Genomic DNA, 14,450 nt, shown 5'->3' on the forward strand with positions numbered 1-14,450 from the left:
CGACGAGTTGTTGCAGCGCATCGGGAACCTGCTGCTCGACGTCGCGCCGCCGGACTTCCGGCGGGTCGACCTGCTGGTGCGGCTGACCGTGGGCGTGCAGGACGCGGAGCTGACCGTGTACCGGCAGGACGGCACGAGCCTCGCCGCCGACCTGCCCGACGGTCTGCTCGCCGCGTTCACCGAGATGCGGCAGGTGCTCTACCGGCCCGGTCGCGGGGCGTGGTTCTCGGCGCGTTGCGTCGTGAACGCGCCCGCGCGCATCGACATCACCTACAACGTCGACCACGACCCGAAGTTCGTCCCGGAGATCCCCGCCGAGCACTTCGCGCGCGACCTCGAGGTCTTCCCGCGCGACGAGGCGTTCACGCCGGACTGGCTGCGGCGCAAGCTCGCGGGTGCAGAGGAGCAGAACGCATGACCGCGCCCGAACCGGTCCTGTCGATCGAGGACCAGAACGCGATCCTGGGCTCGGTGACCACGTTGCTGGTGCAGCGGTTGCCGGGCGACTGGGAGCAGCTGTGGGTCGACTTCCGGATGATGGGCCGCCACCTGGAGGTCGACGCCAACGGCGTCACGATCTTCGGCCGCGCGTTCGCGTGGGAGCTGCCCGAGGAGGCGCTGCCGTTCTTCGTGCAGCTCCGCGACGGCATGGCCACGAGCACGCGTGGCACGTGGTACTCGCTGAAGTTCCACCTGGTGCACCCGGACACGTACTCGGCCGAGTTCAACCGCGACGTCGACCCGGAGTGGACGCACCGCCCGCTGGAGCGGCACTACCTGGAGGAGCTGGACGCCTACCCGCGGCCGGCCGAGGCGATCCCGGACTGGCTGCGCACGCGCGCCGGCCTGGAGGCGCCGACGTCCGCGCTCTTCCTGGCGCCGGTGTTCGACGGTCTCGACGAGCAGGGCGCGCCGGTCTTCCAGCGGCCGGGCGTGCACCCGCAGGAACTCGACGACGTGCTGGCGTACCTGGAGAACGCGCCGGTCGTGCTGGCCGCGCGCAGCTACGGGCAGGACGCGCTCAAGCCGGACGCGGCGCCGGCCGTGCCGCTGACGTTCCACACCGACGGCACGTGGGTGTGGCCCGGTGGCGTCGCGTACTACCTGCGCACGCATGCCGTCGCGCCCGTGCCGCAGCTCGTGCAGCACATCCGCGACAACGACTACCACGTGCCCGAGGTCGACGACGACACGCAGAAGGCCGCCGCGGCCCTGGCCACCGGCCAGGCCGAGGGCGCGCCGTTGCCGCCGTTCACGCCGCGCGTGATCGACGAGAGCGACCGGCGGGTGTTGGAGAAGCTGCGTGAGCGGCTCGTGGCGTACGGCGTCGACGAGAACGAGTACGGCATCCTCGAACCCCGGCTGGACGCCCTGGTCGTCGAGCCCGCGCCCGGTCCGGAGGGCTGGCAGGTCCAGTTCTGGGACTCCAGCCGCGGTCCGCAGGGGCGTCCGCGGGTGTACCCGCACGCGGTCGACGCCGCCAAGGTGCTGCTCGCCGAACTGCTGTGGAGCCGGGAGCCCGTGCGGCGCGACGCCACGCCGACCGCCGGCATCCCCGTGCGGCCGGTCGTGGACATCCAGCCGTTGCCCGACGAGCCGCCGCTGTCGTTGTTCCGGGACCGCGAACCCGTGCTGCTCGAAGCCGGCGTCGAACTGGACCGGTTCGGTTCGGAGGAGGGCAATCTCACGTACGCGGCGGGCACGATGTTCGGCAACCGGTCGCTCCCACCGGATTGGCTGAACCGCCGCTACCACGTGTACCGCGTGCAACGCCCGGTGCCCGCGCTCAAGGGTGTCGCGGTCCCGTGGTTCGGGCAGGTCGGCGGCGGAACCGGGTATTTCCTGAACCGACCGGTCCGCGACCTGCTCGCGGACGGCAGCCTGGTCGAGGTGTCCGAAGCGACGACGCAACCACCGGCACCGAGGGTCTGACCTCGATCGCGTGGCGTGGTTAGTCCTTTCGGCGTAGCGGGGGTCGGTGCGGGCACCCTGTGTCGCAGGGGAAGATGGTGGACGTGTCGGAGCCGAAGCCGTTGAACCCCACCGAGCAGGATGCGCTGGTCAAGCAGATCGGCTTGACGCTCATGCGCGCCGCGCCGGCCGACTGGGCGCACGTGACGGCCGAGTACCGGGCGACGGGCCGGTACTTCGAGCTGTCCGCCGAGGTTCGGGCCGCGGACGGCGTCGTGCGCGCGTGGACGCCACCGCAGGAGGTGGCGGGCCTGTTCGCCCGGCTGCGCACCGGCATGTACCGCCAGGGGCGCGGGTCGTGGTCGAACGCCCGCTACCGGCTCGACCACCCGTCGAGCTACAACCTGGACTTCGACCGCGCCGAGCCGTCGTGGCAGAACCCGCCGCCGCCCCAGGCGTACGTCGACGAGATGCGGTTCTTCCCGCGCACCGACGAGAACGTGCCGGAGTGGCTGCGTCACCGGCTGTCGTCCGTGCCGCGCGGCCACCGCACGGCACGGGTGTTCGACGGCGCCGGGCCCGGCGGGCGGCCGTCGGTCAACCGGCCCGTGGTGCCCGAGCCGGAGCGCGAGCGGCTGCTCGCCTACCTCGACGGCGCGCCGGTGATCGTCGCCGGTCGCGGTTACGACGCCGACGTGCTGGCCGACGGCAACCCGTCCGTCGTGCCGGTGGCGTTCCAGACCGACGGGCAGTGGATCTGGCCGGCGGCGGTGGGTTACTACCTGCGCACGTACGGCATCCCGCCCGAGGCGGAACTGGTGGAGCGGGCGCGGTCGGCCGACTTCGTGCCGCCGGAGGTGTCCGAGGAGGCCAGGGTCGCCGCCGCCGCGCACCTGGGTGCGCCGGTCGCGGCCCGCGACACCCCGCTGCCCCGCCCGCCGGCCGCGTCGGTCGACCCCGGCGAGGAGGTGACCAGGAGCCTGGGCGAGTTCGTGCCGCAGCGCATCGAGTTCGACCAGGACGGCCCGCCGTACCGGGTGACCTTCGCCGAGGACGGCACGGTCGTGGACGAGCGCTACCGTCGTGAGTCCTATGTGGACGGAATGGACCTGTTCGCGCCCGCCCAGTACGACCAGGACGCCGGCGACACGCAGGCCTGGGACCCGTTCGCCGACGACACCGCGACGCCCGCCGAGCAGCCCCCGGCCGACCCCGTGCCGTTCGCGGAGACGGCCGCGTTCGAGGTCGGCCGCGACTACGCCGACCCCGTCCCGCACGACGAACGCCGGGTCAACGGCCACGACCCCCTGACCCACACCGCCCCGTTCGACCCGTTGGCCGACGACGAGGACGAGTTGGCGGACGTCCCCACCACCTCCGCGCCGACCGAGTTCTTCGAGGCTCCCGCCGGGCCGGACCACGCCGACGAGGGCCGGTCGTTCGACGACCACCCGGACTCGACTCCCGGCGGCGCCGACCGGCCACCGCTCCCGGAGGCCGACCACCCGCACGGGTTCGACCCCCGTGCGGACCAGGGCCCCTTCGACGAGCCCGCGGGCGCCGACACCGGCCGGGTCGACGGTGTCGAGCAGCACGCCGCGTTCGACGACCACGGCGACCAGGCCCACGGGTTCACCGATCACGCCGCGTTCGACGACCCGGCCGCGGACCGAGGTCGCTTCGACGGGCCCCCGACCACCGAGCGGGCTCACGGGTTCGACGGCCCGACCGAGGCCGGCCAGGCCCTCGGGTTCGCGGACCACACCACCCCCGACCGGAACGACGGCTTCGACCGGGACCACGGTTTCGACCGGGCCGCGGGTTCCGAGGCACACCGTGCCGACGGCTTCCAGGACCGGCCGGAGCCCGGTTCCGGTTTCACCGACCACCCGGCGCCCGACGCGGACCGACCGCACGGTTTCGACACCGACCACGGTTCCGGGACGGCGTTCGACGGCCGTCCGGTCGCGGACGGGTTCGAGGTCCGGCCGGAGTCCGGCGAGGACGACGGCTTCGGCGACCCGGAGAACGCGCACGGGTTCGACGACCGGGACAGGCGGTACACGACCGACGAGTCCCCCGTGGACGAAACCGGCCGGTTCGACGACCACCCGGCCGACGCGGACCACGGGCACCCGGCCCACCCCGGCGGGTTCGAGGACCACCTGGTGTCCCGCGCCGAACAGGCCCGCCGCTTCGAGGAACACCTCGAAGCCCAAGCCGCCCGCTTCGACGACCACCCCGAGTCGACCGTCGAGCAGACCGCACCGATCGACGACCGCCGCAGGTTCGCCGACCCGGACCACGTCCCGACGTTCGCGGACGACGAGACCGGCCCGTTCGACCAGATCCGCCCCGACAGCCCGGACCCGCGCACCCACCCGGAGCAGGCGGACGACCGACGTCGCCCCCAGCCCTTCGAACAGCACCACGCCGAGGCCCATCCGCGCGTCTTCGACGAGCCCGGCTTCGCCTCCCGGACCGACTTCGGCCACCAGGCACCGGACCACGACGCCCGGACGCCCGAAGGCACCGACCCGACCCACCGGACCCGACCGGACCACTTCGCCGAGTCCGACCACCACCCCACGTTCGCCCCCGCCGACACGACCCCGGAATCCGGCCACGACACGCCCCCGGACCACGCCGCTCCCGATCACTACGCCGCTCCCGGCCACCTCGCGGACCCGGACCACCGGATGCGTCCCGACCACGGCCTGACGGCGGACCACCTCGCGGCCCCGGCCGATCCCGGCCGCACCCCGGACCAGGCACCTCCCGCGTACGGCTCGGACCAGGGCCTCCGCAGCCGTGACACCGGCCAGGACCCGCACGGCCAAGACTCGGGCCAGGATCCCCACCGTCACGCCACGGCGCAGAACGGCCGCGTCCAGCACGACAGCGGCACCGCGACCCCCGATCTCCACGGCCCGGGTCCCGACCAGACCCAGGTCGACCTCAGCGTGCCCCCGGCCTTCCGATCCAGGTCCGGTCGCGGCCAGGGCACGGACGCTCGCGTCCAGGACGGCCCCGGCATCGGCCCGGACCCCCACCGGCAGCACGGCCTCGACACGCCTCCGTCCCACTTCACCCACGCCGGTCCCGACCGCCCGGCCCAGTCCGGCCACGACGCACCCCCGGCCCACTTCGCCCAGACCGGTCCCGACCACCCGGCCCGGTCCGGCCACGGCGTGGACCACCTCGGGCAGGCCGGCCACCGCACCGGCCCGGAGTACCAGGCGGGCCAGGGCATCGGGTCCGACCACGCCGCGACGCACCACACCGGGAGCCACCCCGCCGTCGACACTCCTCCCGGGCCCGATCCGGTGGTGGCCGACCACCTGGGCGCCAACTCCTTCGGCGTCGACCAGGCCGGTCCGACCGCTGTCGGCGCCGACCACACGGACACCGACCCGGTGGTCCAGGCGGCACCCCGGGACGGCCGACCGCAGTCCGACCACACCACCCCGCGTCCCGGCATTCCCGCCGCACCTGCCGTCCCGATGCCTGCCGCGGCCCCCTCGATTCCCGGCCAGTCCGACCGCCGCCCCGCGACCGACCAGGGCCGTCCGGACACCCCGACCGCGCCGGAACCCGAGCAGGCCCGGCAGAACCAGGCCGAGGAACCGGCGGAACCCCGCCAGGTCACCCCCGAGGAGGAGCGCGAGATCGCGGGCCTCCGCCGGGCTCTCGACGACCTGGGCGTGCCGCACGCCGCGTACCGCATCGGCGGCGACCCGGTCGACCGGACGTGGCTGCTGCGCGTGGCGGGCCGCTCCTGGGAGGTCTGCCGGGTGGAGGCCGGCCAGGTCGACCCGGTCCGGTTCGACCGGGTGGAGGACGCCGCCTCGTACCTGATCGGCCGCCTGGTGCTGGCCGGCCGCCGACTGCCCCGCCCGCAGTACGCGCCGCAACGCCCACCGAACGGCTTCCGCGAGAGCCGCCCGATGCCGCCACGCCCCGCCGAACAGCCCCAGCAGCAACCCGTCCAGCAGCAACCGGTCCAGCAGCAAACCGTGCAGGTGCCACCGCCCGTGCCCCAGCAGGCACAGGTGGCGGACAACAAGCCCGCCGTACGCACGTGGCCGATCAACCCGCTGACCGGCGAACCGCCACTGACCCTGTTCCGCCAGAAGAAGATGGTGGAACTGGCCGCCGGCACCGAGATCGACCGCTTCGGCGACGGCGCGGGCAACCTGGTGTACGCCGCCGGCACCCCGTTCGAGGAACGGTCACTGGTCCCGTCGTGGATCAGCCGCCCGTACCGCGTGTACCGCCTGCGCCGGCAGGTCGAGGTGCTGACCGGCGTGGCCGTGCCGTGGTTCGAACAGCCCGGCGGCGGCACGGCCTACCTGATGCCCAAGTCGATCGACGACATGCTCGCCGACGGCATCCTCGTGGAGGTGGCCAACCAGGAGGCCCCCACCCGCTGACCCCAAGACGGAACGACCGACGACCCACGTGCCACCCAAAGGCACGTGGGTCGTCGGGTCCCGTCCACAAAGCACCGGCCGACCCCCGGACCACCCATGCCCGAACGCACATTTCGCGGTGCCTGAACGCACAACTCGCGGTGTCTGAACGTATAACTCGCGCGTTGGCGAGTGCGCGGTGGCGACCGCGAGAAGACTCAACCGACCTGGAGACCGTGCGCGGCGGCGAACGCCACCGCCGTGTCCAGATCCACCCGGGCCCCCGCCAGATCCGCCCCGATCAACGTCCGCGCGTCCAGCCGCGCCCCCCGCAGATCCGCCCCCTTCAGGTTCGTCTCCAGCAATCGCGCCCCCGTCAACTCCGCCCCCGACAGATTCGCCCCCGACAGATCGGCTCCGGCCAGGTTGGCCTCCCGCAACCGCGCACCCCGGAGATCGATCCCGGGCAGCCGCGCACCGGTCCACCCCACCAGGGTGAGATCGGTCTCCTCGAACGTGACAGGCCGCATCCCGCACTCCACGAAGACCGACCCCAACAACGTGCACGACGTGAACGACGCCGAGGACAGCACCGCCCGCTCGAACCGGCACGAGCGGAACGCCGACGTCCGGTGCGCCGACTCACCCAGATCGGCCCGGTCGAAGACGCACTCGGTGAACGTGCACCCCACCGTCACCAGCCCACGCAGGTCCGCATCGGAGAAATCACACCGCACGAACGAGCGCCCCTCCCACTCCTGCCCGTACAGGACCGCGTCCGTGTAGTCCTCGTCGTACTCGGCGTCGTCGCGTCCCTCACCGATGATGTCCACTGTCACACCTTGTCATCGTTCGCCAGTTGGTAACCTCCGACCTGCCGGGCGACCCCGCCCGGTGCGCGGTCCCGGAGTAGAGACCGCCGCTGACAGGTCAGTCCTGCCTAGTGGTCGTGCCCGAGGATCGAAGCCAATCGTCATTCGGGAAGGCTCATGACCCGCACGCCCGTGAATGTGACCGTGACCGGTGCCGCCGGACAGATCGGCTACGCACTGCTGTTCCGCATCGCCTCCGGCCAGCTGCTCGGTGCCGACGTGCCCGTGCGCCTGCGCCTCCTGGAGATCCCGCAGGCGGTCAAGGCCGCCGAGGGCACCGCGATGGAGCTGGACGACTGCGCGTTCCCGCTGCTGTCCGGCATCGACATCACCGACGACGCCAAGACCGCCTTCGACGGCGTCAACGTGGCCCTGCTCGTCGGCGCCCGTCCCCGCACGAAGGGCATGGAGCGCGGTGACCTGCTCCAGGCCAACGGCGGCATCTTCAAGCCGCAGGGCGAGGCCATCAACGCGGGCGCGGCGGACGACGTGCGCGTGCTGGTCGTCGGCAACCCGGCCAACACCAACGCCCTCATCGCCCAGCAGCACGCGCCGGACGTGCCGGCCGGCCGCTTCACCGCGATGACCCGGCTCGACCACAACCGCGCCCTCTCGCAGCTCGCGAAGAAGCTGGGCGTGTCGGTCACCGACATCAAGAAGCTGACGATCTGGGGCAACCACTCGGCCACCCAGTACCCCGACCTGTTCCACGCCGAGGTCAACGGCCAGAACGCCGCGCAGGCGGTCAACGACCAGAAGTGGCTGGAAGACGACTTCATCCCGACCGTCGCCAAGCGCGGTGCGGCGATCATCGAGGCGCGGGGCGCGTCCTCGGCGGCGTCGGCGGCGAACGCGGCCATCGACCACATCCACGACTGGGTCAACGGCACCGCCGAGGGCGACTGGGTCTCGATGGCGATCCCGTCGGACGGCTCGTACGGCGTGCCCGAGGGCATCATCTCGTCGTTCCCGGTCACCGTGACCGACGGCGAGTACGAGATCGTGCAGGGCCTGGAGATCGACGAGTTCTCCCGGGCCCGCATCGACGCCTCCGTGGCCGAGCTGGTCGAGGAGCGCGACGCGGTCAAGGCCCTGGGCCTGATCTGATCGACCGCCGGTCGGAGGGGCCCGTCCCCCTCCGACCGGCCAAGATCGTGGCAGGGTGGGCTGGTGACCAAGAACCCGTGGCCCGTCCCCGAACCCCAGGTCTCGCACGACGTCCACCCCGCGTTGGCGGCGACCGCGCGCGCGGCGGCCCGGGCCTACCAGGAGGCCCGCCAGCTGCACGCCCGCTCGGAACTGCGGGAAGAGGTCGCCCAGGGCGCGGACGGCACGCCGACGATGCGCGTGGACGCGATCGTGGAGGAGGCCGTCGCCACCGCCGCCCGCCGGGTCGGCGTCAACCTCCTGTCGGAGGAGGCCGGTTTCCTGGACCACGGTTCGGCGGTCACGCTCGTGGTGGACCCGGTGGACGGTTCGGCGAACGCCGCGCTCGGCGTGCCGCTGTCCTGCTTCTCCGGTGCCGTGGTCGTCGACGACCGGCCGGTGGAAGCGCTCACGGTCTGGTTCGACACCGGCCGTAGCTGGTGGGCGAAGGCCGGTGAGCCCACGCCGTTCCGCACGTCCCGGCGCACGAGTCTCGACGGCGCGGCGGTCTGCCTGATGCGCCCCAAGCGCGGGTCGACGGACGCCTGGCTGCGGGTCGCGGACCGCGCCGACCGCATCCGCGTGCTGTGCACGACCTGCCTGGAGACGATGCTGGTCGCGGAGGGCGCGGTCGACGCGTTCGCCGACACCGGCTCGGACACGCACCGGCTCATGGACCTGATCGCCGCGTCGGTGATCGTCCCGGCCGCCGGTGGCGCGCTGGTCGACCTCGACGGCCGGCCGCTGGTCTTCGACGTCGACCTGAGCCGGCGCTGGTCGGGGATCGCGGCGGCGACCCCTCAGCTCGCGGACGAGTTGATCACGACGATTCTCGGCTGAGGGCGGCCCCGACCCCGAGGTCCCGGTACCACTCGGCGGTGCGGCGGATCGCCTCCTCGTGCGGCGTCACCGCGAACGGACCGAAGTCGGTCTCGAACGCCGAGTGGTCCACCACCCACGGCCGGGTCCGCTGGTGCGCGAGTTCGCCCGCGCCGCGCAGCCGCTTCTCGAACAGCGCGCCGACGGTGAGCGCGATCTCGGGCAGCCGCAACGGCGTCCGCTCGCTCCCGATCACCTTCCGGGCCAGGTCGGCGAACGCCCGCACGGTCAGCGTCGGCGCGGCGGGCACGTGCCAGGTCCCGTCCCGGTCGCCGTCGCCGAGCGTGATCTGGGCCGCGGCCGTGTCGCCGAGGTAGGCGAAGGTGTGCGGCACGTCCAACGGTCCGAACCACATCGGACGTCGGCCCGCCGTCATCGGTCGAAGGATCAGCTCGCCCACGAGCGAGGACACGCCGCCCGGTCCGTAGTAGTCACTGGACCGCCCGATCGCGTAACGCACACCCGAGGAACGCAACGTCGCGCCGAGTGCGCTCCGCAGCTTTTCCTTGACCCCCAAGGGCTTTTCGGGGGTCGTCTCGCGCAGCGGCCCCGACACCGGTCCGTACGCGTAGAGGTTGTCCGCGAACACCAGCCGGGCGCCGGTGTCGTGGGCCGCCGCGATCGCGTTGTCCAGCATCGTCGGCAACGTCGTGGTCCATTCCGTGTAGGGCACGTTCGCGGCCAGGTGCAGCACGGAGGCACCCTGTGCCGCCCGCACCGTCGACTCCCGCGACAGCAGGTCGGCCCGCACGCCTTCGGCACCCGCCGGGGCACCGCCCGAACGGCTGACGGCGCGCACGTCCCGTCCCGCCTCGGCGAGCTGCCGGGCGATCTCGTGGCCGATACCCCTGCTCGCGCCGAGCACCACGACCGTCATCCGAACCTCCAGTGAGAGCCTCTCGCTTCTGTTAGAAGTTCTAACACAAGTTAGAGTGCGCAACAAGGAGGTGGCCGTGACGACGAGGCGTGAGCGGTACCGCGAGGAGACCCGGGACGAGGTCAAGCGCATCGCGCTGGGGCAACTGGCCGAACACGGCCCGGAGGGGATCTCGGTCAACGCGATCGCCAAGCGCATGGGCGTGACCGGACCCGCGCTCTACCGGTACTTCAAGGGGCGCGACGCGCTGCTCGACGCGTTGATCAGGGACGCGTGGGCCGACCTCGGCACCGCGGTCGAGACCGACGCCGACGCGAGCCGGCACCGGCCGACCGCGGACCGGGTGCTGTCCTTCGGCGCGGCGTTCCGGGACTGGGCACTGGCCCAGCCGCACCGCTACCTGCTGTTGTTCGGCACGCCCGTGCCCGGCTACCACGCGCCGCCGGACACCATCGCCGCCGCGCACCGCACGATGAGCGCGTTCATCGCCGTCCTGCGTGACGGGGTCCAGGACGGCGGCGTCCGGCCCGCCGGACTCGACGAGCAGCTCATGGGCTGGGCCGATGCGCGCGGCGAGGACGAGGTACCCGCCGCCGTGCTGCTGACGGCCGTGCGGGCGTTCACCAGGCTGCACGGCGTGCTCAGCCTGGAGGTCACCGGCCAGTTCGGACCGGTGGGTGTCGACCCGGCGCTGCTCTACCGCGCCGAGCTGGAGTCCCTCCTGACCTGACGCGGCAGGTCTTCGGGGTGCCGGACCAGGCTGTCCGGGCCGGGGTAGACCAGACCCTCGTGCCCGTCGTCGAACCGGACCAGGTACGGGGGAGAACCTGCCGAGCCGCGAACCTCGATGATCTCGCCGACCTGTTCGGCGAGTCCGGCTTTACGGCTGTGGATGTGCAACAAGTCGCCGACTATCGCTTGCATTCGCCTGACACCTCCATGCGTCCGCGCAGGGGCCGGTTCCGAACGTACCGGCCCCACCGCGTCCGCGCTCAGGCGCAGGCTTTGGAAAGTGCGTTGAACTGGTCCAGCTTCTTCTGCGACCACTCGGCGATGGACGCCGGGCTCAGGTCCTGGACCGTCACCTGGCTCATCGTCGTCGACACGCCGGTGATCGCGTCCTTGAGCGTGGTGTCGCCGGCCTTGGCCGCCAGCGCGTTCAGCTCCTCGGCCTTCTTCTGCGTCTCCTCGACGGCCTTCTGCGGGTCGGTCGCGTCCGGCGTGAACCCGGCCAGCTTCAACGCCTCGACGCACAGCGTGACCTTGTCCGCCGCGTTGCCGACCTGGTTCGCCGTGTCCGACGCCTGCTGGACCGCCTCGCACCCGCTGATCGCGCCGGCGAGCCCGAGCGCGAGCAGGATGGTGGCTACCGGACGACCTGCGCGCATGGCGGGCTCCCGTTCATCGTTGACCGTTTCGCCCGACTCTACCGATGCGCGTAAGGCTCGTGGCCTAACGACGCGCGTACAACTCGCGCACGACGTCGTCGATCTCCGGCTCCGCCACGGCGACGTCGTGCACGTCGACCCGTGCCGCGACCGCCGCGATCAACGCCGCCGCCGTGGTCTCGGCCCGGCGGAACGCGATGCGCAGCCGCAGGCCCTCGGCCCGTACGGACACCACGCCGGGCAGGTCGGCCACCGACGGGCCCGGCCGTTCCAGGTCCACGACCAGGGTGCGCTCCGGCGCGACCTCGGTCCGCAGCCGGTCCAGCGGCCCGTCCACGAGCACCGTGCCCCGGTCGATCACGACCAGGCGCGGGCACAGCCGCTCGATGTCGTCGAGGTCGTGCGTGGTCAGCAGCAACGTGGTGCCGCGCCGGGTGTTCAGCTCGGCGAGGAACTCGCGCAGCTTCTCCTTGGACTCCAGGTCGAGCCCGATCGTCGGCTCGTCGAGCACGAGCAGGTCGGGCGCGTGCAGCAGCGCGGCCGTGACCTCGCCGCGCATCCGCTGGCCGAGCGAGAGCTGGCGGACCGGCGTGTCCAGGAACGCGGCCAGCCCGAGCAGGTCGACGCACTCGTGGAGCCTGCGCGCGTGGTCGGCGGCCGGCACCCGGTAGACCGACCGCAGCAGGTCGAAGCTGTCCCGCAGCGGCAGGTCCCACCAGAGCTGGCTGCGTTGCCCGAACACCACGCCGATGCGCCGGGCGAGCGCGCGCCGGTCGCGGCTGGGGTCCACGCCCGCCACGCGCACGTGCCCGGCCGTGGGCACGAGGATGCCGGTCAGCATCTTGATCGTCGTGGACTTGCCGGCGCCGTTGGGTCCGACGTAGCCGACGGCCTCGCCGGCCGCGATGTCGAACGACACGTCGGCGACGGCCGTGACCACGCGCTTCTCCCGGCGGAACCGGCCGCTCTTGGCCCGGACGACGAACTCCCGGCGCAGGTCGCGCACCTCGATCATGATCCAGTCCCTCGGTAGTGCCGGACGGCGAAGCGCCACACCAGGCCGGCCAGCGACGCGGCCACGAGCGCGACGAGCGGCGAGATCCAGCCCAGGAAAGCCGGTCCGCCCAACGGGTCCGCGCGGTCGAGCAGGGCCAGCGCGGGGTAGTAGGCGACGAACGCGCCGCCCGCGACGTAGCCCAGGAACCAGCGGATCCACCCGCTGTAGGCGCTGACCGGGTAGGACGTGAACGCGTTGTTGCCGTAGGTCACCGTGGCCGACAGTTCGCGCCCCTCCACCAGCCAGAAGCACACCGACCCGGCCGCGACCCACACCGACGCGAAGATCACCGCACCCGCCGCGGGCGTCACGGTGATCAGCGCGACGGTCGCCGGCGACCACGCGATGTCGTTGTGCCACAAGGCGAACACGAGCATGCCCAGCGCCGAGAGGATGCGCCCCACCCGGCGGATCTGGAACTCGGACACCACGATCTGCCCGAGCGTGCCCAGCGGACGCAGCAACAACGTGTCGAACGAGCCGGTGCGCACGTGGTTGGGCAGCTCGTCGATCTGGCCCACGAACAGGTCGGCGAGCGCGAACGACAACCCGGCGAACGAGTAGACCAGCAGCACCTCGGTGACGGCGAACCCGCCGAGCGCGTCGACCCGCGTGAACATCACCAGGATCAGCACCAGCTCGGCGAACTGGCCGACGGCCTGGCCCAGGCACTGGATCAGGAACGAGCGCCGGTACGCGAGCTGGCCGCGCAGTCGCGCGCCGACCAGCCGGAGGTAGGTCCGGTCAGCCACCCTGGACCACCACCCGGCGTACCGCGCGGGCGAGCACCAGGCGGCCGAGCAGGATCAGCGCGACGGCCCAGAACACCTGGTGTGCCAACGTGATCCACTGTGGACCGTGGCCGAGGTAGACGTCCACGGGCGCTTGGAGGGTCGACGGGAACGGCGTGCACCACAGCAGGGTCCGCGCCCAGTCCGGGAAGAACGCCAGCGGCAGGCCGAGCCCGCACATGACCCAGACCAGGGCGTTGTAGAGGCTCATGATGCCCCGGTTGTCGAGCAGCCAGAACGTGGACAGGTTGACCAGGAACCGCACGCCGAAGCTCACCGTGAGCGAGAGGGCGAGGCTGAGCGCGAACAGCGGCCAGGTGCCGGCGTCGGGCCAGTGGAACGGGAAGAACACCGCGCCGACCGCGGTGGGCGGCACGAACCGGATCAGCGCGGTGAACCCGGCCCGGCCGACGTCCTGCGCGTACAGGGCGGCCTGCAGGTCCCAGGGGCGGTACAGGTCGACCACGACGTCGCCGGAGCGGACGCGTTCGCCCAGTTCGGTGTCGCCCCAGAGGTTGATGAATCCGATGATCCCCTGGCCGAGCCACACGTAGCTGACCGCGGCGGGCACGTCGTAGCCGGCGACCGTGCCGGCCGAGGACACGACCGCGACGAGGATGGCCGTGCGCAGGAACCCGAACACGACGTTCGCGGCCACGCCCGCGAGCATCGCCTGGCGGTAGGTGGAGTGGCGGCGGAACCCGGCCGCCGCGAGCCGGGCGTACAGGCGCACGGATTACAACCTAGGCAGGCCGGCAACCGATTTAGCGGCGGGCGGCGAGCACCCCGTCGAGCAGGCCCGGGAACAGGGCGTCGAGGTCGGCGCGGCGCAGCGTGCTGATCCGCGACGTGCCCTTGGGCGTGACCTCGACGACGCCCGCCTCGCGCAGCGTGCGCACGTGGTGGGTGAGCGTCGACGCGCCGACGCCCAGGTCGAGCGTGCCGCACGAGATGCCCTCGGTGCGCTCGGCAAGGGCGCGCACGATCTTGAGCCGCACGGGGTCGGCGAGGGCGTTGAGCACGGTCGAGATCTCGATCTCGGTGCGGTCCGGCTGCGGCAGTGCGCTCATGCCGCCCATATTACGATACAGGTCGAACTTTCATGGATATCGTAGTA

14 protein-coding genes are annotated in these 14,450 nt (G+C 72.4%); 6 read left to right on the plus strand and 8 right to left on the minus strand.

Going from position 1 to position 14,450, the window contains the following annotated elements; genetic code table 11:
• Positions 1–10 precede the first annotated feature (10 nt).
• From F4559_RS01800 to F4559_RS36170, 3 genes are all read left to right on the plus strand, one after another.
• A complete protein-coding gene (locus F4559_RS01800) occupies positions 11–418 on the plus strand; it encodes a hypothetical protein (RefSeq protein ID WP_246445041.1) in 408 nt (135 codons plus the stop codon).
• Complete coding sequence (locus F4559_RS01805) at positions 415–1,932, plus strand: TNT domain-containing protein (RefSeq protein ID WP_184665843.1); 1,518 nt, start codon at positions 415–417, stop codon at positions 1,930–1,932. Before F4559_RS01800 ends, F4559_RS01805 begins: the two co-directional genes overlap by 4 nt.
• An 83-nt stretch (positions 1,933–2,015) precedes the next feature.
• Positions 2,016–6,344: a glycohydrolase toxin TNT-related protein gene (locus F4559_RS36170; RefSeq protein WP_312865435.1), complete on the plus strand. Its 4,329-nt coding sequence runs from the start codon at positions 2,016–2,018 to the stop codon at positions 6,342–6,344.
• A 197-nt stretch (positions 6,345–6,541) separates the two neighbouring features.
• Here the strand turns inward: F4559_RS36170 and F4559_RS01815 are convergent, their stop codons facing one another.
• Complete coding sequence (locus F4559_RS01815) at positions 6,542–7,156, minus strand: pentapeptide repeat-containing protein (RefSeq protein WP_312865436.1); 615 nt, start codon at positions 7,154–7,156, stop codon at positions 6,542–6,544.
• Positions 7,157–7,312: 156 nt separating this feature from the next.
• Here F4559_RS01815 and F4559_RS01820 point away from each other — a divergent pair, with 156 nt between their 5' ends.
• Positions 7,313–8,302 (plus strand): malate dehydrogenase, encoded by a 990-nt coding sequence (locus F4559_RS01820; protein WP_184665844.1) that lies wholly within the window; start codon positions 7,313–7,315, stop codon positions 8,300–8,302.
• A 63-nt stretch (positions 8,303–8,365) separates the two neighbouring features.
• Positions 8,366–9,181 carry an inositol monophosphatase family protein gene (locus tag F4559_RS01825; RefSeq protein WP_312865437.1) on the plus strand — a complete coding sequence of 272 codons (816 nt, stop codon included), beginning with the start codon at positions 8,366–8,368 and terminating at the stop codon, positions 9,179–9,181.
• Here the strand turns inward: F4559_RS01825 and F4559_RS01830 are convergent.
• Positions 9,162–10,097 (minus strand): NAD-dependent epimerase/dehydratase family protein, encoded by a 936-nt coding sequence (locus F4559_RS01830; RefSeq protein ID WP_184665845.1) that lies wholly within the window; start codon positions 10,095–10,097, stop codon positions 9,162–9,164. The two genes, F4559_RS01825 and F4559_RS01830, sit on opposite strands and share 20 nt — an antisense overlap.
• A gap of 76 nt (positions 10,098–10,173) precedes the next feature.
• Here F4559_RS01830 and F4559_RS01835 point away from each other — a divergent pair, with 76 nt between their 5' ends.
• Positions 10,174–10,827, plus strand: a complete 654-nt coding sequence (locus F4559_RS01835) for a TetR/AcrR family transcriptional regulator (RefSeq protein ID WP_184665846.1) — start codon at positions 10,174–10,176, stop codon at positions 10,825–10,827.
• On the opposite strand, the gene F4559_RS01840 is transcribed toward F4559_RS01835, so the two are convergent.
• The 6 genes from F4559_RS01840 to F4559_RS01865 all read right to left on the minus strand — a co-directional run bounded on the left by F4559_RS01840 (position 10,794) and on the right by F4559_RS01865 (position 14,412).
• Positions 10,794–11,021 carry a DUF1918 domain-containing protein gene (locus F4559_RS01840; RefSeq protein ID WP_184665847.1) on the minus strand — a complete coding sequence of 76 codons (228 nt, stop codon included), beginning with the start codon at positions 11,019–11,021 and terminating at the stop codon, positions 10,794–10,796. The two genes, F4559_RS01835 and F4559_RS01840, sit on opposite strands and share 34 nt — an antisense overlap.
• Positions 11,022–11,089: 68 nt before the next feature.
• Positions 11,090–11,485 carry a bacteriophage spanin2 family protein gene (locus F4559_RS01845; protein ID WP_184665848.1) on the minus strand — a complete coding sequence of 132 codons (396 nt, stop codon included), beginning with the start codon at positions 11,483–11,485 and terminating at the stop codon, positions 11,090–11,092.
• A 64-nt stretch (positions 11,486–11,549) separates the two neighbouring features.
• Complete coding sequence (locus F4559_RS01850; protein WP_184665849.1) at positions 11,550–12,500, minus strand: ABC transporter ATP-binding protein; 951 nt, start codon at positions 12,498–12,500, stop codon at positions 11,550–11,552.
• Positions 12,497–13,294, minus strand: a complete 798-nt coding sequence (locus tag F4559_RS01855; RefSeq protein ID WP_184665850.1) for an ABC transporter permease — start codon at positions 13,292–13,294, stop codon at positions 12,497–12,499. The genes F4559_RS01850 and F4559_RS01855 overlap by 4 nt, the downstream gene beginning before the upstream one ends.
• The gene (locus F4559_RS01860; protein WP_184665851.1) at positions 13,287–14,066 is read right to left on the minus strand and encodes an ABC transporter permease; all 780 of its coding nucleotides are present in this window, start codon (positions 14,064–14,066) and stop codon (positions 13,287–13,289) included. Before F4559_RS01860 ends, F4559_RS01855 begins: the two co-directional genes overlap by 8 nt.
• 31 nt (positions 14,067–14,097) lie before the next feature.
• The gene (locus F4559_RS01865) at positions 14,098–14,412 is read right to left on the minus strand and encodes an ArsR/SmtB family transcription factor (protein WP_376774618.1); all 315 of its coding nucleotides are present in this window, start codon (positions 14,410–14,412) and stop codon (positions 14,098–14,100) included.
• Positions 14,413–14,450: the final 38 nt, after the last annotated feature.

The organism is Saccharothrix violaceirubra (assembly GCF_014203755.1).
Taxonomy (GTDB): domain Bacteria; phylum Actinomycetota; class Actinomycetes; order Mycobacteriales; family Pseudonocardiaceae; genus Actinosynnema; species Actinosynnema violaceirubrum.